General features: G+C 60.7%; 12 protein-coding genes. All 12 read right to left on the bottom strand.

Translation table 11 applies throughout. The features are described from left to right. Positions 1 to 71: 71 nt before the first annotated feature. The gene (locus CH274_RS21005) at positions 72 to 908 is read right to left on the bottom strand and encodes a hypothetical protein (protein WP_052049293.1); all 837 of its coding nucleotides are present in this window, start codon (positions 906 to 908) and stop codon (positions 72 to 74) included. A gap of 390 nt (positions 909 to 1,298) precedes the next feature. Beyond that, entirely contained in the window at positions 1,299 to 1,451 is a 153-nt protein-coding gene (locus tag CH274_RS29365; protein ID WP_155290193.1) for a hypothetical protein, read from the bottom strand. After that, complete coding sequence (locus CH274_RS20995) at positions 1,448 to 2,647, bottom strand: hypothetical protein (protein WP_032364816.1); 1,200 nt, start codon at positions 2,645 to 2,647, stop codon at positions 1,448 to 1,450. Before CH274_RS20995 ends, CH274_RS29365 begins: the two co-directional genes overlap by 4 nt. A gap of 208 nt (positions 2,648 to 2,855) precedes the next feature. Continuing rightward, complete coding sequence (gene mce, locus CH274_RS20990; protein ID WP_015586177.1) at positions 2,856 to 3,290, bottom strand: methylmalonyl-CoA epimerase; 435 nt, start codon at positions 3,288 to 3,290, stop codon at positions 2,856 to 2,858. 312 nt (positions 3,291 to 3,602) lie between these two features. Then, positions 3,603 to 4,358, bottom strand: coding sequence for a methylmalonyl Co-A mutase-associated GTPase MeaB (meaB, locus tag CH274_RS20985; RefSeq protein WP_015586176.1), 756 nt, complete (start codon positions 4,356 to 4,358; stop codon positions 3,603 to 3,605). Next, positions 4,355 to 4,810, bottom strand: coding sequence for a cobalamin B12-binding domain-containing protein (locus tag CH274_RS20980; RefSeq protein WP_015586175.1), 456 nt, complete (start codon positions 4,808 to 4,810; stop codon positions 4,355 to 4,357). The genes meaB and CH274_RS20980 overlap by 4 nt, the downstream gene beginning before the upstream one ends. After that, positions 4,807 to 6,129, bottom strand: a complete 1,323-nt coding sequence (gene ccrA, locus CH274_RS20975) for a crotonyl-CoA carboxylase/reductase (protein WP_015586174.1) — start codon at positions 6,127 to 6,129, stop codon at positions 4,807 to 4,809. Before ccrA ends, CH274_RS20980 begins: the two co-directional genes overlap by 4 nt. Continuing rightward, positions 6,113 to 7,957: a condensation domain-containing protein gene (locus CH274_RS20970; protein WP_015586173.1), complete on the bottom strand. Its 1,845-nt coding sequence runs from the start codon at positions 7,955 to 7,957 to the stop codon at positions 6,113 to 6,115. The genes ccrA and CH274_RS20970 overlap by 17 nt, the downstream gene beginning before the upstream one ends. Continuing rightward, complete coding sequence (locus tag CH274_RS20965; RefSeq protein ID WP_015586172.1) at positions 7,954 to 9,537, bottom strand: AMP-binding protein; 1,584 nt, start codon at positions 9,535 to 9,537, stop codon at positions 7,954 to 7,956. Before CH274_RS20965 ends, CH274_RS20970 begins: the two co-directional genes overlap by 4 nt. Then, a complete protein-coding gene (locus CH274_RS20960) occupies positions 9,534 to 9,794 on the bottom strand; it encodes a phosphopantetheine-binding protein (RefSeq protein WP_032382025.1) in 261 nt (86 codons plus the stop codon). Before CH274_RS20960 ends, CH274_RS20965 begins: the two co-directional genes overlap by 4 nt. Positions 9,795 to 9,892: 98 nt before the next feature. Continuing rightward, positions 9,893 to 11,356, bottom strand: a complete 1,464-nt coding sequence (locus tag CH274_RS20955) for a methylmalonyl-CoA mutase family protein (RefSeq protein ID WP_032364855.1) — start codon at positions 11,354 to 11,356, stop codon at positions 9,893 to 9,895. Next, a complete protein-coding gene (locus tag CH274_RS20950) occupies positions 11,325 to 22,937 on the bottom strand; it encodes a non-ribosomal peptide synthetase (protein ID WP_254923896.1) in 11,613 nt (3,870 codons plus the stop codon). Before CH274_RS20950 ends, CH274_RS20955 begins: the two co-directional genes overlap by 32 nt. Between the last annotated feature and the right edge of the window lie 3 nt (positions 22,938 to 22,940).

Genomic DNA, 22,940 nt, shown 5'->3' with positions numbered 1-22,940 from the left:
CTGAGGGGGATCGACAACGAGGCGTGTGGGCGGATCGAAAGTGACGGGCCAGTTCTCGTACATCTCGGGGCTCACTGCGCGACCGCCAGACCGTGTGGCCGGTGCAGGACGGCCGCGTCGACGCTGGTCGGGGTCCACCGCAGGCCCTGTTCGCCGAACGTGGGCGCGGTGAGGGTGTAGCGGCCGGTGCGCTCGGCGATACCGCGCCCGTGCACGGTGGTCTCGAGGGTGATCGACCGGATACGGCCCCTGCCCTGCTCGATTCCGCCGTACGCGACAGGCCGCGAGGAGATTGCCAGGTCGAGACCGGGCATGCGTCCGTTCGTGATCGCGAGAATTCCTGCGTGCGTACGGTTTCGGGCCAACAGGGCACGCGCCCGGGTTGGCGGAACATCGCGTCCGTGCACGGTCGTCACGACCAGATCGAGGCCCTCGATACAGATGCTCGCAGCGTCGAGGGGGTCTGCTTGGCCTGGGTCGATCAGGTGGATTTTCGACAGGTCGCCGCCCTGCTCGTGGACGGCGAGGAGTCCGAACTTCGACTGCCCGATCAATGCGACGTGGTGGCCGGCCGCGCTGGCTGTAGCGACGAGACCGACGAGGATCGATCCGGCACCGGTAATCGAGATGGCCGTTCCGCGGGCCAGCGCACCGCGTGGGAGGAGTTCCGACAGTGGCGTGGGCACGGGGATGGTGCGCAGGGTCTGTGAACGCACAGGGCCGCTGAGGGTCTGTTCGTCGGCGGGCGGGGCCGTTGGCTGAGATGGGGCGAACAGGGATGCGTCGACGGGCTCGATGGGTGCGTGGACACGTCGTCCGGGGATCGCGGCCATGCTGCGTCGGAGCGCGGCGAGCTGTTCGGCCTTGCCCAAGCCGGTGAGGTCCCCGATTGCGTCGACGGTGGCCATGTGGATCGACCTTTCGCGCGCCGGTAGGAACCACCACACCGTATCGAACGCATGTTCGATTGTCGAACGTGCAGGTGGGCGCGTTCAGCGGTGGAGGGTGTGAGTGTCGAGGTCGTCTGCCGTGAAGGTCCAGGCGAGATGCCGGTATAGGTGAAGCGTTCGTTTCACCTGGTCGAGGGCGCTTACGACGGCCGGGTCGCTGGGGTCGCGCCCCTCGTCACGGATGGCTGCGCACTCGTCGTCGTCCATGCTGTGTTGGACGCACAGCGCTGCTTTGTGGTTCCCAGGCAACAGTCATTCATGTGAATGACTGGACGAGCTGCGTCGTTCTTTCCGGCATGACGGTGCATCGGTCTTCTCGAGCCTGCGCCGCGGGGTTCCGATCTACGTCTAGTTCGACGCGTCGGCCTCGGGGGCGGTTGCTGCGTCGTAGATCAGGTCGTCCGAGCCGTGGTAGCGGTAAGCACGCTGTCCACTGGGCAGAGTCACCCAGCCCGCCTGGCCGTGATCGGCGTCCGGATCGAAACTACGGTCGTTGGTCATTCAACACTCTCATTCTCCGCAGGCGGGCGCACCACAGTCACCTTGCTCTTGACGACAATCGGGGCATCCGCGGGCCCCTGCAAATGCTCATCGATCCACATGGGTAGATGACGCTTCTGCGATGGATACCAATGCCGACGCCAATGCCCCCGAACGACGTGGCGGTGCGAGAGCTTGCCAGATCCTTCCGACGATGAAGCACTGGATGCAGGCCGCGGCTGCCGGTACGACAAATACGTCACCTCACGCATCCGCTTGACTACGCCGTCGTTGTCTCGCATGCGCGCCGACTGCTGGCGGGTGGACTCCACGAACTTGTTGCCTCGCAGCATGTTCACCATCGAGAAGAACGTTCGCGCAACGTAATCCAGGTCATTCATGGCGGTCACGGAATGCGCAGGTTCGTCGGGACCGACGTCCGTGAAACCCGCGCCTCCTGATCGGTTCGGTGCACTGGGCGCAGCATCGGATTCGGCTGGGCTGAGCTGGACCTCGGCGAAAGGAAACACCGGTAGGTAGTCGTTGACGACGCGGTACAACCGGTTTCCGTCAGTAGGAATTGCCCCGTCGGCCCGCGCCAACCACCACCGCAAAGCAGGAACGGTAAGCATGGCCATCAGGAGAACATCGGTTCCACTTCCACTGTCGCGACCTGTCTCGTTCCACACCAGGACCCGCCCGTGGTCGGGCACTCCATCCGCTGGAGCGAGATAGAGAACTCCTCTGCTCGAGGGAAGATCTGCCACGGTCACAGCAACATCATGGTCTCGATCGGCACTCTGGCCGGCCTCGATCAACGCAGTCATCTCCGGCGTCGCATAGTAGGCATACCGGTCCGCCGTCGACGCGCGCAGAAGGAAGTGGCTGTAGTAGAGCATCTGGAACCAACGGAAGGGCTGCAGGCCGACATCGTGCGATTCCGGTTCGTCATCGAGCCAGAAGGGCAAGTGCTTGTGGGGCTCCCGCGCGACAACTTCGACCGGCAGCTTCGTCATCCGGGACAACCTGTGGAGCATCTCGCCCACGTCGGTCGGGTCGGACCGAAACCGGATGACGTCGTAGCCGCCCTTAAGGAATTTTCCCAGGTAGGTCTCCACCGGCCAGGCTGCGGCCTCGATGGCCTCGAGCACAAGGGGCCACCGCGCCGCGGTGACCTTTGCTTCCAGGACCTCGGCGGCCTGCCGGCGGATACGCATGTCGACCGAAAATTGTTGCCCTGGAACGAACTCACCGTCGAATCCATCACGGCGAACCCGAGTGCCCTTCGCATTCCGAGGCTTCTGCCCTCTTCTATCCGAACGCCGCGCCAATTTTCCCATCCCGCCCCCTCGTCTACCACTCCATGGCACAAATCCGCATCAACACTCTGACGATATGGACCATCGCAACATTAACTGGCAGTTGTCATTCGGAGTCTGGTGTTGCGGCGGTGACGAGTTCAGTCAAGACCCCGTGGCAATCCTTTGGGTGCAGGAAGTTGATTCGGGACCCCATTGAACCTTGTCTCGGCTCGTCGTAGAGTGCCCGGACGCCCTTACTCCGTATGGCTTCTGTTTCGCCACTCACGTCGTTCGTGCCGAATGCGATGTGGTGGACGCCTTCTCCGTTCTTGGCCAGCCACTTGCCTACTACTGAGTCGTCCCGGGTCGAGCCCAGCAGCTGGAGGTACGAGGCGTAACCGTCCGGGGTCTCGTTGATCTTCAACATCGCTTCACGGATACCCTCCTCCTCGTTCGATTCCAGGTGAGTAACCTCGAATCCATAGGTGGCACTGTAGAATTCGACGGTTTTGTCGAGGTCGAAACAAACAATCCCGATATGGTCAATTCGAGTCAGCATGCCTACAGTCCACCGCATAACTGCTCGCTATGCAACATGCTGACATGACCGAATCCGCTTGTCTGACTGATATTTACAAGATCAGTCAATCTGAACTCTGCCAACAGTCCCTACTTTGCTTGGTTGCCTAGGTCGTCAAATTCAGCCCAACCCTTGACTCGGGCCCAGTTCAAGCCGCTGCGCAGGTGATTTCGTGCCATGCAGGTGTCCCCGTCGATGTCGCAGACTTCGATCACCTAACGGTGGCCCAAAGCTTCGCTGCTTTGCAAAGCGCGGCAGAGGTAATGACTGGAGGAACGATCTGCTCCAGCTCTACGTCATAGGAGATTTTCGCTTGGCCTCAAGGGCTCTAACTACCTCGGCGGCCCCTTCTTGACGGCTGGCGGTAGTCGTCACAATGGGGACGTCGCGTTGACCAAGCTCGATCACGGCCTGGAGTTCGCGAAGTACTGCGTGGACTCCGTTCTGATCTGCCTTGTTTACGACGTAGAGGTCGGCGATTTCCAGAACACCAGCCTTGGCCATTTGGATGCCGTCACCTGCTCCAGGCGCTAGAACAACGATGGTGTCGTCCGCGATTGATGCGATTTCCACCTCTGACTGCCCGGTTCCGACCGTCTCGATCAAGATCCTGTCAAATTCGATCTCAGACAGGATCGCGATCATTGTCCTGGCCGTGGCCGAAAGTCCTCCGAGATGGCCACGACTGGACACTGACCGAATGAAAACTCCGGGATCATCTGAGTGCTCCTGCATACGGATGCGGTCACCGAGGAGCGCACCGCCGGTTATCGGCGATGACGGATCAAAGCAGAGCACTGCCACGCGCTGACCCCGCTTGCGGTACTCGGCGATAAGACATGAAATCAACGTCGACTTTCCGACACCAGGAGGACCTGTCAAGCCAATCACCGTACAGGCGGTTCGGGGGTGGTCCGGTGCAGCCGGAGAGATGACGTCAACCTCAGTGATGGCGTAGTTCTCCGCGCGAGTCATTAGTTGCGCCAGCGCCCTGATATTGCCTTGCCGTGCAGACTCCAAGGTCTGACAGTTCTGGTGCCTCGTCACTCCGTCTCCTTGAGCGGATGTAGGTTCGTTTGTGCCCAACGGGTGATCTCCTGAAGGGAATCCCGAGAGGTAAAGACCCGGAGCACTCCCATTTCAGCGAGCTTGCGTGCGTCTCCAGGTGGAATGACGCCGCCACAGAAGATGGGTATCTCCATCGCGTTATTCTCGGCCAACAGCTCGATTACGCGGGGTACCAGTTCCATGTGAGCGCCCGATAGCAGTGACAGACCGACAGCGTCGGCACCCTCTTCCAAAGTGGTGCGGACGATTTGCTCGGGTGTCTGACGCAATCCGGTGTAGATAACTTCCATGCCGGCATCACGAAGTGCGCGCGCCACCACTTTGGCACCGCGATCGTGGCCATCCAGCCCAGGTTTGGCAACCACCACTCGGACACGATGCACGCGGCCTTCGGCCTTTCCTGCGTCGAAGCTCGGGTTCGGAGCTGTCATGCCGTCACCAGCGGTGTGATCCGCGCCTCGCCGATCCGGGAACGCAGGTCGACGTCGGTGACACCGAGCCCACTCGAGGGTGCTAGGCAAAGTATGCCAACTTTGCCGAGGTGCTCGTTTAGTTGAATCCTGCGTGCGGCTTCTGGTGTCTCTTGAAACGGGTGCACTTCAGACAACATAGGTTGCACTTGGCCGCGCTGGATGAGGCGGTTCGTCTGCCACTGCTCGTACAAATTCGCCCCGTGGCTGCCTACTATTCTTTTCAGGCGCATCCACAAGTAGCGGTTGTCGAACGTGTGTTGGTAACCCGTGCTCGATCCACAGGTGACGATTGTGCCGCCGCGGCGGGCCACGAATACCGAGAGGCCGAAGGTCTCGCGGCCAACGTGCTCGAAGACGATGTTCGGATCCTCTCCGATCTCTCGCCTGATGATCTTGCCCAGCAGTTTTCCTGCCGCGACGGTGGCGTCCGGGTCAGCGGAAATCTCACCGATCTCGCGCCGATCGATGACCAGCTCACAGCCAAGCTTGCGGGCGACCTCGGCTTTTGCGTCCGAGCTGACTATGCCGATTGGTATGCCGCCGCCGTTGCGGACGAATTGCACGGCGTAGCCACCGAGGCCACCCGCCGCGCCCCAAATGAGGACTACATCGCCTTGACGCATGTTGGCACCGCGCTCGCTGACGAGCATCCGGTAGGCCGTTCCCGCGCACAATGGGTTGCTGGCAGCCTCTTCCCAGGTGAGGTGCGCTGCCTTGGGTAGTAATTGACTCGCGCGGACGACCGCATAGTCAGCGAGGCCTCCGAAGTTTGTCTCAAACCCCCATGCTCGCTGCTCGTGGCCGAGCATGCCGTCGTGATGGGTGAGCGGTTCCTGGTCATCGACATGAGCCGTCCCTACGGCGACATGGTCCCCGACCTTCCACTTGCGCACACCGGCCCCGACGCGCACGATCACCCCGGCTGCGTCCGACCCCAGTACGTGGTACGGCTGGTCGTGACGAGAGGCCCAGCCGCCCTGTTTTGCGTAGTGCCGCAGGAAGTTGAAAGTGGGGATCGGCTCGAAGGTAGCGGACCAGATTGTGTTGTAGTTCATCGCCGCTGCCATAACAGCGACCAACACCTCATCAGGAGCAAGTTCCGGCATGGGCACACTGCCGAGGTGAATCGACTTTCGAACGTCTTTGTCCTCGACGCCGGCGAAAATCTGGATGTCTTCTACATCTAGGTAGGCGGCGTTGTATTCAGGTGGGACGGGAAGGCTCTCAAGTACGTCCGGAGAGGCACCCGCGATTACAGCTTCAGAGAGTTCGTTCATTGTCATCCTTGTTCGTCGGTAGGGTGTCGGTACAGGTGATTTTGATACGTCCAGGCAGATCACTGGCGTGCAGAAAAGTCCGCAGATGTGCTCGGATTTCTCGTGCGCTCGGGACATTGCGAGTTGGTCCAGACACACTGAGCACCGCGGTGTCGGTACGGCCCCTCACCAGCTGCACTTCCGCCTCTCGTACCCAAGTGTGGGTTCGGGCGACGCGGGCGACTGCGGAGGCATCAATGAGGCTTCGGGTGCGGATCCACCGACCCTCCCGAGGTCCTAGGTGTCGCATCTCGCCGTCTGCCGCGACGTACCCACAGTCGTCGGTGCAAACCTCGCGGCCGTCGGCGAGATGAACCCAGATCGTGCCCGCTATACAACAGGGCAGTAACTGTTCCGACCGGCCACGCACGGTGAATCTCACACCGTCCGATGGCATCAAGCGCGGAGGGTGGGGAGCGTCGTCGTTACATAGTGTCCCCGCGCGGACGCCAGCACAGATGTACGGGGTCCCCGCGCCGGCTGCTCGGGGCCGGACTTTGCTCGTAGAGCTGACCAAGGATGTTTCTCGGTCTGAAGCGAGATCTGTGACAGCAGTGCGAAAATCGGCAAGAAATATTTCTGCTTCCGCTGCACCCATCAGATCCTGGCGATAGTCGAGCCGCACCCGGCACTGCGGCCAGTGCGCACGGATCTGCAGCGTTCTGGCCAAAGCAGCGTTTGTGTTTGGCGTGAAAAACTCCCACTCCGAACGTAGGCCGGGGATTTCCAGGTCAAGTTGGGCTGGCGGACGGGGAAATGACAGGCCGAGCTCAGTACTGAGCCGAGCGAGGGGTCTGCCGGGCACACCGGACACCAGGTCCACGAACGGGACGCGGCGATAGCGAGCCAAGTGTGTGAGCGCCCGGCGGGCCGAGGCAACGGATTTTTCCGTCGCCATCTGGCGGGAGGTTTCGATGGATACGGGGACCACGTTGGTTTGCAAGCCGGCGACATGTCCGGTGTGTTCGTCACTGACGTCCGAAGCCACAGACAACACCGGATCAATGTTGTCGTAAGCCGTCATTTGTCGAGTGAGCGCTGCGAAAAGCATCGTGAATGTGCTCACCTGCAGGTTTTGAGCGATCGCGCGAAGGGCGGCAACCGCTGAGGGCTCCAGTTCGATTGTCGGCGAGGCAGCAATGGACCGCTGCCCCAGACGGCCGCCCTCGGGAAGTGTCAAGGGCATCCGTTTGTCGATAGCAGTACGCCAAAATTCGATGGCCTCCGCGGTGACTGCCTCCGTGGCAACGGGCGTACTGGGCGCGGCCAGCGGCGTCGGATTCACTTGATGGCCGATTCTCAGTTTCCCCAGATAGTTCGAGAAATCGCGGGCGACAATAAACTTGCTGCGCCCGTCAAAGCCGGCGTGATGAGCCTCGAAGACCATCGAGCAGCGGTTGGGAGCATGGGTTAGAAGTTGGAAACGAATTGGTGCCTCGGTGGCTAGGTCCCAGCGCTTGTCCTGTTCGCGCTGCTTGCACCATTCTCGGACCGCCGCCGACTCGGAGCCGTCTTCGCATGGGATAGTGGCGCGCTCGAAAGAACATGCCTCAAGTGCCGGCAGGACGCACTGGCGCAACTGTCCCCGCACAAGCCGCAGCACCGACCGCAGCGGCTCGTGTCGTTCAAGCACGGCGCGCGCAGCGGCCTCGAGGTGATGCTCGTCAAGTACACCGCGAAAGGTCGCCACGAAATATCCGCCGCCACTAATCGAGGGATCAATCGTGGCTTCGGCCCAGAGTGCGTATTGGCCCGCATCGGCGGGCCTATCGTGCAGGATTGTGGTCATTCGTCACCGCCCTGACTGTGTCGGCGACGCCGCCGGCAGTCATCTGCGATGAGCTCAGCGACTCTCTCACGATTAACCTTCCCGCTGGGGGTCCTGGGCAGTTCGGGCAGTTCCGTCACCGAAACAGGGACCGAAACCTCGGGCAGTACCTTGCGTAGTCGCTTAAGAGCGTTGGCCTCGACTGGGCCGGTGCAGCCCTCACGAAGGACTACTGCGGCGCGCAGGCTGGCATGGCCGGACTTAGTCACCACCATGACCGTCGCCGCTGCAGCGAAGTCGGGAGCTGTTAGCAACTGCGCATCGATTTCTAGGAGATCAACGCGGATTCCCCGCACTTTGATCTGGCTGTCCATTCGGGATAGGAAGCGCAAGCCGCTGTCTGTCAGCTCCACCAGGTCACCGGTACGGAAGGCTCGGGTGTTACCGGCTGGTGAGGGAAGGATGCTGACGTAGCGCTCCACTGTCAGCTCGGGACGCCCCAGATATCCATCCGACAATGGATTTCCGGATACGAGAAGCTCTCCGATGTTCGGAGTTTCTGGAACTTCCGGCGCGATGAGTAGTTCGCATCCCGGCAGGGGTTCGCCGATTGGTGGCAGATTGGGCCAGGCATACGGATCGGGCCCCAGGATGTGCGAGGTCACCATGGCGGATTCGCTTTGTCCGTAGTGGTTGACCAGCCGGCAGCCGGGCATACATGCGAACATTGCGCGAATATCTTCCGAGCACACTACTTGCTCACCGGCGGTATTTACCTCGACCAAGCACAGTTGCGCCAGCATGTCCCGCTGGGCCGTCACTGCCAGCATCTGCAACGCAACGAATGGGACGAACAGCCGCTCGATTCGTTGATCGGAGAGCCATCGAAGCAATTGGGCTGGTTCACGGCGTAGCTTCTCCGGCATGATCGCAAGCGTGCCGCCGCCGCACAGCGTGCCCAATATCTCCTGGAACGAGACGTCGAAATTTAGCGGGGCGAACTGTGCGGTGCGTAGTTCGGGGTGGGGTGAGTGGGATGTTTGCCAATCGACCATTGTGTCGATGCAGAGATGGTTCAGCGCTACGCCCTTCGGCCAGCCGGTCGATCCGGATGTGTAGATGATGTAGACCGGAAGTGCGGCATCGCACGCGACGGCGCGCAGGTCGATCGGTTGGGTTACTCCGGGGGGCAGCCCGATGTCGACCAGCGGGGCGTGGTGGTTCACACGTGATCGCGTGGTGGCGATTAGGGCGCGAGGTGCGCAGTCATCCACCATGAACTGAATCCGTTCCACGGGGTACTCGGGGTCCAACGGGACGTACGTCGCTCCATGCAGCAGCACCCCGAGTAATGCAGCGACTGCACCCGCGCCTCGCGGAAGCGATACCGCAACCCGGTCTCCTACGTTCACGCCGGCCAGCGTCAAGTTGGACGACACCGTTTGCGCCCAAGCTGCCAGTTCTCCGTAGGTGTACGAACGATCGGCGTCGACTACAGCCGTACGCCCCGGATCGTGGGTGACACGGCGAACAAATCCAGTTAAGTGACAATCGGGTGTCGCCGGACCTCCCCACAGTGACTTGAATTTTGGGGCGGTCATGCATCTTCTCCCCGCGGCGCTACCCCTGCTAGTTCTTCATCAACGGCCTCCACGAATTCTTCGATGGTGGGGTTGTTAAAAATTAGATGCAATTCCGCTTGCAGCCCATACTCCCGCTGGATAAGGGCAAGGATTTTCGCGGCCGTGAGCGAATCACCGCCCAAATCGAAGAAATTGTCATCGAGCGTGAGATTTTCTTCGCCGAGAGCCCGTTCCCAGAAACTCGTAATAGTGGTAGCCATCCGTTGTTTGCTCATATTTCTCTGCTCCCCATCCGAGTGGTCAGTTGGCTGCACCCTTGAGTGTGTTTGGGTACGGGATTGACCCGGACTGCTGCTGCTCCGGTTAGATGCGGTCATTTCGATTCGAGCCCTTCTGCCACCGCCCGTTGCATTTGGCCGATGCTGGCCCGAGCCCGTGCTGCTGCGATCATCGAATTCATGACATTGCGGCCCGCGGCCACGTCATCGGTCACAGCACGTAGTTCTGCGCTACAAACCCCGCGCTCGAAGGGACGGCGGCGGCCCGGTACGACACCCGAACGCAGTTGCCTTTCAGTGAGCCACTCCTCTTCTTCGGAACTCTCGGCTTCGACGACGCCGACGACGGGGCCGCGGGTGGCGTAGGCCATGTCGTCAATGCGCGATTCCAGCCAGCCACTGCGCAGACAGTCCAACAAGCCACCATGGGCAGCGATGTCATCTAGCCACCCCGTAGCCTCTGCTTCGATTTCATCGGCGATGCGAGCTATTGCCTCGGACCCGCCGAGGGGGTCGACGTATCTGGCTAGATCGGTTTCCTTCAAGATGATCTGCTGAATCCTCAGCGCAATGCGTGCCGATAGCTGCCCAGGCGTTTGTTCGGCCTCGTCGAAGCCGCACACATGCAGAGACTGCACCCCGCCGAGGACGGCCGCTACGGCCTGAATGGTCGTACGCGCGATGTTGTTGAGCGGTTCGGAGGCGGCGAGAGCGGAGCCGAAAGTATTGACCTGAACACGCATGCGGCTCGACTTCGCGTCAGCAGCGCCGAAGAGGTCCACCATGCGGCGGGCATACATCCTGCGTAGGACACGGAACTTGGCCGCCTCGGCAAGAACCTCCATATGGGTCCCAAAGATGAAGCTGAGCCGGGGTGCGACCTCGTCGACGGTAAACCCCCGCTCCAGCATCCCTTGCAAGTACGTCTCCGCATCAGCGATGCCGAGCGCCACTTCCATTGCTCGGCTCGCACCGGCTTCACGGGCGTGTCCACCCGAGATCGATACCGGATTGACCTTGGGCAAGTTGCGTATGCAGTACTCGATAACGTCTAACGAGAAGCGGAAGCTGTCGTCCAAGTCGAACACGAACGCCTTGCGAGCCGCGTGCTCTTTCAGCATTTCGTTCTGCAAAGTGCCACGTAATAGCGCAGGGTTGACGCCTGATTCTTCGGCAACCACGATCCATAGGGCCAAGATCATCGGTGCGGTCGCATTGATGGTGAAAGAGACTGACACCTGATCCAGCGGTATTCCGTCGAACACTGCGGCCAAGTCGTCGACGGTGGACACCGAGACCCCGGCGCGACCGACCTCACCGGCAGCCGTTGGATCGTCCGGGTCGAGTCCGAGCTGGGTGGGCAGGTCGAAAGCCAACGAAAGACCTGTCTCGCCTTGGTCGAGGAGATAATGGAACCGCCTATTGGTGTCTACGCCGTCGCCAAGCCCAGCCAATTGCCTGATCGTCCATGGCCTAGACACATAGCCCTTGGGATGAATACCTGCCTCATAAGGAAACTCGCCTGGTTTACTCATAATCGTCGCCTTCCAGTTCTGCACGCAGCCGGTCGCCGTAGGCGTCCAACGCATCGGGACTCAACATGTCGTTGTGTTCGCACTCCACTGCGATCTCCGTGACTGGACGAGCGATAAAACGTGTCCAGTCTCTTGAATAACCTGGATCGCGTTCGTGATCGCTTCCCTGGAACACCACAGCGCCGCCCCCGAATAGGTCCGGTGTGTGGCCGTGCCAGAGGTCAGAATTGAATCGGAGATTGCGAACGACGTGGCTGATCATCCAAGCTGGCGGAATAGCTGCGCCGAGTGACGAATGAGTTTCCAGCCATTCCGTGGCCTGCTCGTAAGAGGTCAATTCTTTCAGATCGGGCAGGTCGACGTTCTTGGACACGAAATGCCGCAGGACGTCGGTCTCATTGAAATCCGCGTCTGGCGAGCGTGTCGTACCGGGTTCTACTAGAGCTGCGTCCAACAGTATTAGCCGACGTACGTGCGCCCCTCTCCGTTCCAGCACGGTAGCCATCTGGTGGGCGACGACACCACCGAAGGACCATCCCAGCAGGTCGTAGGGCCCATCGGGCTGGACTGACTGGACGAGGTCGGCATACTCGCCGGCCATTTCGCGGACCGTACGCGGACGTTCGCCGTCGACGGTTTGCTGAATAGCGAATATTGGGCGCTGCACGATGCTTCCCAAGGCGCGGTACGCCCAGCTGACGCCCCCACCAGGGTGTATGCAGAAAAGTGGACGCCCTGGCCCTCGGCACAACTTCACGACCTGAGGTATCTCGTCGGAACTGGACCAGTTGAAGAGTTGTTTGCTCAGGCCCGCTACGGTGGGGGCTTCCATGAGTGCACGGACGCTGATTTCACAGTCGAAGGTTTCCTGCACGGCGGCTACGACACGCATCGCAGAGAGCGAGTTGCCGCCCAGGTCGAAGAAGGAGTCGTCCACGCTGACTCGCGGCAGGTCGAGAACCTTCGTGAAAATGCCGGAGATAATTTCTTCAACCGGAGATGACGGCGCTCTGTGAACGCCGCTGGCGAATTGCGGCTCGGGCAACGCCCATTTGTCCAGCTTGCCGTTGACAGTTAACGGCAACTCGTCGATGACCATCACCACGGCCGGAACCATGTACGCAGGCAATCGCGCGGCAACTCGTTCGCGCAGCGCCCCACCATCGATTCCCGCAGACACCTCGGTAGGTACGACGTAGCCAATCAACTGCTTGCCGGTATCGGTATCACGGGCCACCACTGCCGCACGCTCCACTCCGGTCAAGGCAGCGAGTGTTGCTTCCACTTCACCGATTTCGATGCGGTAACCACGAATCTTCACCTGATCGTCAGAGCGACCCACATACTCCAGCTCGCCGTCGTGATTCCAACGAACCAGATCGCCGGTGCGATACATCCGCGAACCCAAAGGGCCGAGCGGACACGCGACGAATCGCGATGCCGTCAAGCCCGGCCGTCGCACATAACCGCGTGCCACACCCCGCCCCGCGACATACAACTCACCAACCACACCGATCGGAACCCGCCGCAAACCGGAATCCAACACAAACAACGCATCACCCGGCACCGGCGTACCGATAGGAGCTCCATGACCAGGCTTCATGGGCGCACTCATAGAGGCGTAAACGGTGCTTTCGGTAGGACCGTAGGAGTTGATCATTTCTCGGCCTGAAGCCCACCGATCGACAAGTTCGGGCGAGCACGCCTCACCCCCCACAAAAATGGTCCTCAATGCGCTCAGCCGCTGCGGTGACAGCCGGCCGAGGGCGGACGGGGTCTGGGTCAGAACCGAAACACTTTCGTTCACAAGTAGGTCATGAAAGTCGGTGGCAGAGTTGGCCGTGTCCTCAGAGGCTATGACTAAGCGGCCACCGTGCAGCAGAGCGCCCCACATCTCCCACACCGACACATCGAACGAGTACGAATGGAACATCGACCACACCTGTCCTGGCGACAATTCGGACGTCCGTGCGGGTCTGGTGAACAGTTGCGTCACGTTCTGGTGGGTGACCGAGACGCCTTTGGGTGTGCCTGTCGTTCCTGAGGTGTAGATGACATAGGCCGTCAGTTCTGGATGGGGGAATGGAAAGGTGACAGTGGGAGGTTCGACGGTGACCCTGCCCCCGAGGGTCACGACTGCCACTTTGCTCTCATCGACCCGGTGCAATTGCGCTACCGTTGTCACTATTGCTGCTGGTTTGGCGTCTTGTAGAACGAATGCCAGGCGCTCGTCAGGGGTGTTGATGTCGATCGGCAAGTAAGCAGAACCCAGCTTCAGCACCGAAAGTATGGCTATCACAGTGTGTTCCGAACGTGGCAGCAACAGTGCAACAACGTCCTCTACTCCCACCCCACGCCCAGCCAACAAATGAGCCAACTGCGTCGATGTGTCGTCCAACTCCTGATACGTCCACGACCGACCCTCGAACACCACCGCTATGACGTCCGGCCGCACCCTCACCTGCTCGGCGAACAACTCCGGAATCGACACGCCAGCAACGGACTCCGTCACAGCCGACCTGTTACCCAGTACGTCCAGCTGCGTCAGCTCATCCTCACCCAGGATGTCGAACGAAGCCAAAGGACGATCCGGGCCCGCCGCCATCGCAATCAATAGTGTCTGGAGCCATACCAGGATTTGCTTGGCCAACCGCTCGTCGAGGACCGCCATGCGGTATTCCAGCCGCACCCTCAGCTGTGGACCGGGCCAGATCTGTAAGGCGATTGGATAGTGAGTGAACTCGCGACTTGAGGCTATGCGTACGCTCAGTCCGTTTGTCTCGAGCTGCCCGCCGGACATCCTCAGTGGGTAGTTCTCGTAGACGAAGAGGGTGTCGAACAGTTGTTGATGTCCCGCGGCGCGCTGGATATCGGCCAGGGCCACGAACTGGTGGTCTAGCCCATCGTGGTAGTCGTCCCGCAGCATGCCGATCAGTTCAGCCGTGGTCGTCGTCGCGGTCAGGGATGCTCTTACCGGGACGGTGTTGATGAACATGCCCACCGCCGACTCGCTGCCGAACAGTTCTGCTGGCCGCCCCGATACGGTAGTGCCGAAGACGACGTCTCCGCTGCCAGTCAATGCGCCCAGCAGACGGCCCCAGGCGGCCTGTAGCACGATGTTCATGGTCGTGTTTTGCGAGCGAGCCAACTGCTCAACAGAACGCGTGACGTCGATAGGGAGGTCGACTCGCAACAGCGATCGCGCATCAGTGAAGCGATCTCCTGGATCTAACAAGGTCGGCGTTTGAAGTCCCGCCAGCAGCTTCTGCCAATGCCGCCGCGCCGCGCTCCAGTCCTGGGCGGATAGCCACTCGACGTAATTTCGGAAGGTGGGCGCGGGTGCCAGAGTCTCCCGTTCGTAGACGGCGAACATCTCTTTGAGCAGAATCTGGATTGACCAACCGTCCACCACGATGTGATGGACGGATAGCACCAGCGTGTGCTTATTCGTCCCAGTCTGATGAAGGAGAATCCGTAGCGGTGCCTCATCTACGAGGTTGCCGCAGGCGGCGAGCTCTGCATCCAGCAGCCTCTGATCGCACTCGTAGCCGTTAACTACCGTCCACGGTATGTCTGGGCGTGTCGGAATGATCTGCACCGGCTCGGGGAAACCCTCGGAGACGAACCGAGCCATTAGGTTGGGGTGGCGTCCGACGACTGTATGAGCGGCCTCGCGCAAGCGCGGCACGTCGAGTACGCCAGCAATCTCGATACCCAGTTGCACGGTGTACAGCTCTACGGGTTCATTACTGCCGGAACGGCGATGGAAAAGCAGCCCGGTTTGAAGCGGAGTCAGCGGGAGAAGGTCTGCTGGTTCCACGATTTGTGCGAGTTGATCGATCTGCCGCTGATTGACCACCGCCGGCAGGACGTCGGAGGGAGTCAGTCCTCCGCCGCCGTTCTGCACGTACGCCGCAATTCCAGCTAGAACGTCATACCAGCGCGCGTACAGCTCGGTGATATAGGAGCGATCCACCTGTGTGCTCGTCCAACTCCAGGACACGTGTAGTTCTGACTGCGAACCTTCGGCTAGCACGGCTGCATTGATGCCGACTGTGTGCGGCAACAGCATCGAGCGGGAACCAAAGCGTCGAGCATCAGGCGATTCAGTCGGTCCGAGGATCCGCCAATCTTCGAGGGGTGCGTCGAGCTGGCTCACGCTGCGCCGGCCGAGGTAGTTGAAGCCGATGGCGGGATCTACGCCAGACAGATTGTTGGTGCCTAGATACTTGAGAAGACCGTAGGTGATTCCGTCGGGGTGGGCACGCAGCTGTTCCTTGGCGTCCTTTATCCAGATACCCATGTCCGAGCCCCCGGTCAGAACAGTGTCACGGTCCATGGGTACGACGTTCAAAGCGACCGGGTGCTTTGCGGTGAACCATCCGACGGTGTTGGTCAAATCGATCCCACTGCCGATTTCATCGCGACGTCCGTGGCTCTCCACGTCGATGCGGAAAGGGACGTCGAAGTGCTGGTGCTGTTCAGCGAGGGCAGAACCGAGTGCGATGAGCAGCAGATCCTGAACGTTGATGTGCAGAGCCGCAGTCACGTCGGTTACCAGCACTTCGGTTAGCTCCGTGTCGATGCTGACCGACAGATGCTCCACATCGCGCCAGATACCAGGAGTCGGGTGCGGGCTGGGCAGCAGGGTGGCAACGGCTTCAATGCGCTGCCAATGCGGAAGCTGGTCAGTGACTTTCCGCTCGGCAGCGTACTGCGCCAACATCGTTGACCACTCACGGAACGAGGTGCCGCTGGCATCCAGGGTAATTTCTCGCCGCTCGGTGAGGCAGCGCCAACCCGTTGCGAGATCCCTTTGGATGATTCCCCAGGAGACCGCGTCGACCGCGAGGTGGTGGACGATGAGCAACAGCTGGCGGGTGCGCTCAGCCCACAGCCCATGCACCATGGCTCCTCGACGCGGGTCAAGACGGCTCAAGGCATTGGCAAACGTGGTATCGGAGAAGTCCACGACGGGGGTTACACAGTCGGCTGCGCTGATCGAGCCTGTTGGTAGGACGATGCAGTTGTCCGCGTCCTCAGTCGGGGCGTTGTCCACCTGCAACCGGAGCATGGCGTGCCGATCGACCAATGCCTGTAGTAACAACACCACGTCGCTGTACTTCGCCTGCTGCGGCCCCTGGAACAACATGGTTTGGTTGAACTCGTCTGTCGGTGCCGTGAGAGATGCCAGCCACCGCATGATCGGCGTTGCCGTGACGGGCCCAGCCTCAGCCGGCCGAAGGAGAGACTGCTCCGGGACCGAGAGCTGGAGAGCGTGGGCAAGTCGTGCCACGGTTCGCTCCACCAGGATGTCGCGGGGCTTGCAGTACAAACCGACTTGCCGGGCCCGGGACACCACCTGAATGGACGAGATGCTGTCGCCGCCTAGATCGAAGAACGAATCGTCGACTCCAACTTTCTCCACATTCAGTACGCGCGCGTAGATGTCAACCAGGCTCTCCTCGAGTGGAGTAGTCGGTGCTCGGTATTGGTTCGATTGTCCTAGTTGAGGTACCGGAAGCCTCTTTTTGTCAAGCTTGCCGTTACTCGTCATGGGCAATGCATCGAGGACCACGACCGCCGCAAGCGACATATATTCGGGCAGCCACGCGTCGGTCAAGCGGCGCAATTGGTTGCCATCCAACTCGCCCGCCCAGTCTGTGTGGGGAACGACGTAGCCGATCAGCCGTTTGTACCCTGGGTGGTCCTCATGGACGACGACCGCAGCCTGTCCTACTCCGGGGGCCGTCCGGAGCACCGATTCGATCTCACCGATTTCGATGCGGTAACCACGAATCTTCACCTGATCGTCAGAGCGACCCACATACTCCAGCTCGCCGTCGTGATTCCAACGAACCAGATCGCCGGTGCGATACATCCGCGAACCCAAAGGGCCGAGCGGACACGCGACGAATCGCGATGCCGTCAAGCCCGGCCGTCGCACATAACCGCGTGCCACACCCCGCCCCGCGACATACAACTCACCAACCACACCGATCGGAACCCGCCGCAAACCGGAATCCAACACAAACAACGCAGTGCCGGAGCCAGCGGCACCGATCGGCACTGCCCCTGTAGGGACTAGCGGTTCGGTCATCGAAACGTAGACGGTGCACTCGGTCGGGCCATAAGCATTGATCACGGCTCGCTCAGGCGTCACCCATCGCTCGATTAGCTGGGCTGGGCACGTCTCTCCCCCGAGTAGAAGTAGCGCGATCGACGGTAGCCCCTCGGGAGACAGCCGTGCCAACGCCGACGGTGTCTGGGTCAGCACCGTTACTTCTTCGTTTACGAGCAGGTTATGGAAATCGGAAGGAGAGTAGGCAACCTCTTCGGGAACCACGACCAGCCGTCCCCCGTGCAGAAGCGCGCCGCACATCTCCCAGACCGCGAAGTCGAATGCGTATGAATGGAACAGCGTCCATACGTGGTGGTGGGGTTCCAGAGTGCCGGTGGTCGGGTCCTCGACATTGGCGAGGCGCGCGATGTGGGTAGCGATGAGGTCATTGACGCCGCGGTGGGTGACCGAGACGCCTTTGGGTGTGCCTGTCGTTCCTGAGGTGTAGATGATGTACGCGAGGAGGTCAGCATTCGGCACCGGCAACGTCGTCGTCGGCTGTTCAGCGACCTTGGGATCCTCGACATCTATCAGTGGGACCCCGGACTTACTGACGCGACCAGCGAGGCTCACCGTGGTCAAAATCGCGGCCGGCGCAGCGTCTTGTAGAACGAATGCCAGGCGCTCGTCAGGGGTGTTGATGTCGATCGGCAAGTAAGCAGAACCCAGCTTCAGCACCGAAAGTATGGCTATCACAGTGTGTTCCGAACGTGGCAGCAACAGTGCAACAACGTCCTCTACTCCCACCCCACGCCCAGCCAACAAATGAGCCAACTGCGTCGATGTGTCGTCCAACTCCTGATACGTCCACGACCGACCCTCGAACACCACCGCTATGACGTCCGGCCGCACCCTCACCTGCTCGGCGAACAACTCCGGAATCGACACGCCAGCAACGGACTCCGTCACAGCCGACCTGTTACCCAGTACGTCCAGCTGCGTCAGCTCATCCTCACCCAGGATGTCGAACGAAGCCAAAGGACGATCCGGGCCCGCCGCCATCGCAATCAATAGCTGCTGCCACCGAGCCGCCATGCGCTTTACGGTCTCGGCGTTGAAGATGTCGGTGCGGTACTCGACGATTCCGCTGATCCCATCGGGCTGACCGTCCGCAGTGAACCGCTCGCGCAGGCTGAATGCCAGGTCCATTCGAGCGGCTCCGATGTCGACTGACGCCGTCTCCACGTCGAGACCCGGCACCGAGATGTCGGGGACCGGGTCGTTCTGCCAGGCGAACAGGATTTGGATCAACGGATGGTGAGCCTGCGTACGGACCGGATTGAGGCGCTCGACAAGCGCATCGAACGGCACATCTTGGTTCGCGAACGCGTCCAGGCTCCGCTCCCGTACCTCCTCCAACAAATCACCGAAGTTCATCTCGGCTGAAACCCGCGTACGCAACACCAGCGTGTTGACGAAAAACCCGACCATGCCGTCAAACTCGGTTCGCCCCCGCCCCGCCGTCGGCACCCCGAACGCCACATCCGCGCTCCCGCTCAAACGCGCCAACAGCACCGAAAGCGCCGCCGACATCACCATGAACGTCGTCGCATTGCGTTCCCGCGCGATCCGCTGCGCCAATTCATGGAAATCCGCGGGCAGGTCGACGACGACTCGACCCCCATTCGTGTCGGTCTCCGCCGGGTACGACCGGTCCGTGGGAAGCTCCAACCTGCTGGGTAGATCTTTCAGGGCGTGTTCCCAGAATTTCAACTGCCCGGCGAGCACGCTTTGCGAATCCGCTTCGTCACCCAGCAGAGCGTGTTGCCAAAGCGTGTAGTCGGCGTACTGGACGGGAAGTGGCGACCAGGAAGGCGACTCGCCCGCAGCGCGGACTCCGTAGGCGCTCCATAGGTCACGCAGGAGCGGAGGAAGTGACCCCCCGTCGACTGCAATGTGGTGCATGACCACGACCAGACGATGGTCAGTGGCAGACACGACAAACAGCGCCGCGCGGAAAGGAAGGTCTTCGGCTAGGTCGAAAGCATGCTGACCCCGAACACGCGCTGCGTCGGATATTTGAAGTTCCGTCCAGGTGGTGGCGTCAATGATGTCCCAGTCGAAGTCAGTCTCAGCTGCAAGGACACGCTGCTCCGGCACACCAGCCACCGCTGGAAACACTGTCCGCAGACTCTCGTGCCGCTCCACAACATCAGCGATCGCCGCGCGCAGCGCACAGACATCCAAAGAACCGGTAATCTGAATCAGTAGCGGTATGTTGTACGTCGCCGACTGCCCTTCCATCTGGTGGATGAACCACAGCCGACGCTGAGCGAACGACAACGGCAATCGCTTGGGACGAGCTACTGGGACCCATGCCACGCCGCCACCCGGCGATCCACCCACCAACCGTGCGAACCCCGATACCGTTGAGGCTTCCCAGAGCGCCTTCACGCCGATCGATGAATCAAACGACTCCTGCACGGCCGCGATCACTCGCATCGCCGATAGCGAATTTCCGCCGAGGTCGAAGAACGAGTCGTCCACCCCTACCCGCGGTAGGTCCAGCACACGCGCAAAGATTTCAGCCAAAATTCCCTCAACCAAGGTCGACGGATTTCGGTAGGATCCGCCTGCGAACTCTGGATTCGGCAATGCCTGCTTGTCTAACTTGCCGTTGACCGTAAGCGGTAGGTCATCGACGATCATCACCACTGTGGGGACCATGTACTCCGGTAGGTGCGCGGCCACATCACCACGCACCACAGCACCATTTACTTTTGGACCGGTCTCCGCAGGTACGACGTAGCCGATCAGCTGCTTGCCCGAACTCGAAGACCTCACCACGACCGCGGCGCGCTCCACCCCCGCGACACGGGAAAGAGCAGCCTCGACCTCACCCGGTTCAACACGAAAACCACGGATCTTCACCTGGTCGTCCGAGCGGCCCACATACTCCAGCTCGCCCTCGCGGTTCCACCGCACTACGTCACCCGTCCGGTACATCCGCGAGCCCGGCGGGCCGAGCGGAGAAGCAACAAACCGCGACGCCGTCAGCCCCATGCGTTTCAAGTAGCCCAGGCCGACACCATGACCTGCCACATACAACTCTCCGACTACTCCTACCGGCACGCGGCGGAGACCGGTATTCAATACGAAGAAGGCAAGGTCAGCAAGCGGACCGCCCACGGGACTGACATGGCTGTCGAGGTCAGAAGAAACGATCCTCCGGAACGATGCGTGGACGGTGGTCTCTGTGGTGCCGTACATGTTGATCAGGTGCGGCCAGGAATCCAGCTGATCTAGCCAAGGTCGCAACTTCGACGGTTCGAGAGCTTCGCCTGCGAAGACAATCGCTTCTAGACCGCTCAGCCGAGACTCGCCCGGCCGGCGCATGTCGACTGCCTGCAGAGCATAAAATGCTGACGGTGTCTGACTCAGAACGGATACGTTCTGGTCTCGCAGTAGTTGATGAAAGTCGTTGGCGGACTGGGCAATTTCTCCAGGTACGACAACCAGTCGGCCACCGTGTAGCAGCGCGCCCCACATCTCCCATACCGACACATCGAACGCGTAGGAGTGGAAGAGTGACCACACCTGGTTTGAGGACGGCACGAACCCCGGAGCCGTCGAGCTGAACAATCGCGTGACGCTCGCCTGGGTAACGGCAACCCCTTTGGGGACACCGGTGGTACCGGAGGTGTAGATGATGTACGCGACTTGGCCGGCCTCTGGCGCAGGCAGAGCCGTAACCGGCTGCACGGCAATCGCGTCGTCGTCGACATCCACAACTTCGATACCAAAACAGTCTACCCGGCAAGTCAGTTCGGCAGTGGTCACGAGGGCAGCTGGAGCGGCATCGCCCAAGATGAACGCCACCCGCTCATCGGGGTGCTTGATGTCAATGGGTACATAGGTTGCGCCCAGTTTCAACACTGCCAGGATCGCGATTACTGTCTTGTTGGAACGCGGGAGCATGAGAGCAACAACTTCTCCTCCGCGTACCCCACGAACGGCTAGTAGATGTGCCAGTTGCGTGGAGGCCTCGTCAACTTCCCTGTAAGTCCATACCTGATCCTCGAAAACCATGGCGTGCGCTTCCGGCGCTCGATTCGCCTGTGCTGCAAACAGTTCGGCTATGGATATACTGGCGGCAGTCTGAGAGTGCGCAGAACGATTGCCCAGGCGGTCAAGATGAGTGTGTTCGTTTCTGTCTAGTACGTCGATCGAGATGACTGGCTGGTCGATCACGGCGATCATCTCGGCGATGATTCGCCCAAGCCTGACGATCATGGTCTCGACCGATGCAGCGTCGTAGACGTCAGAGCGGTACTCGACCACTCCGTCGATTCCCTGCGGCTCGCCGAACTCGGAGTACCGCTCCCGGAGACTGAAGGTCAAGTCCATCCGGGCCTGTCGAGAAATGGTGGGTACCGCCTCTGCCAGCACCCCCGGCAAGTCCAACTCCGTGGAGATCTGGTTCTGCCATCCGAGCATGACCTGGACCAGTGGGTGATGCGATTGTGACCGAGCAGGTTTGACGAGATCCACCAGCGCGTCGAACGGGACATCCTGGTGGGCCAATGCGTCCAAAACCGCGTCCCGTACTTTTTGCAAGAGGCGACGGAACGTCGAACTGGCAGACACATCAACGCGGAGCACTACTGTGTTGGCGAAGAAACCGACCATCTCCGCAAGATCAGCGTCACGTCGGCCCGTAGTTGGAACACCGAAAGCGACATCGGAGGTGCCGCTTAGTTCGGACAACAGCACCGCCAGCGCCGTCGAAATCACCATGAAGCCGGTAGAACGATGCTCCCGGGCCAACTGTCGCACCTGCTCTTGCATCGACACGGGCCATTCGATGGGGATTCGATTGCCTCGATAGTCGGCCACGACCGGATAAGGGCGGTCGGTTGGGAGCTCAAGCCGCCCCTCGTATCCGGCTAGCGTGTTCTTCCAGTAAAGGAGGTGCCGGCTCAGCGCACTGTCGGGGTCGGACTCGTCGCCGAGCGACTCACGCTGACGGAGCGTGTAATCCCGATATCGCAATGGCAACGGCACCCAGGCAGGCACCTCTACGCCCACATGGGCCCTGTACGCCAGCCCGACGTCGCGTACGAGGGGCGTGAGGGACTGGCCGTCTGACGCGATGTGATGCATCAGGAGCACCAATACATGCTGATCGGCCGATAGTCTGAAGAGCTGCGCTCGGAACGGAATCTCAAAGCTGAGGTCGAATTTGTATCCCACTGCCTGTGCGACTGCATCGTTCAACGCGTCTGTCGACCACCCTGACGCTTCGACTACGTCCCAGCCGAAGTCTGCGTCGGCCGAGCCAAGAACACGCTGCTCCGGCACACCCTCATGGGAGGGGAAAACAGTCCGCAAACTTTCGTGTCGACTCACGACATCGCCGATTGCCCTGCCCAGCGAATGAACACTGAGCTCACCAGTCAGGCGTAAGACCAGAGGAATATTGTAAGTTGACGACAATCCCTCCAACTGGTGGATAAACCACAGCCTACGCTGCGCAAAAGACAACGG

This window comes from Rhodococcus sp. 06-418-5, from assembly GCF_002258285.1.
GTDB lineage: Bacteria > Actinomycetota > Actinomycetes > Mycobacteriales > Mycobacteriaceae > Rhodococcoides.
The sequence above is the reverse complement of the archived record's forward strand: the minus strand, read 5'-3'. Positions and strand labels throughout refer to the sequence as shown.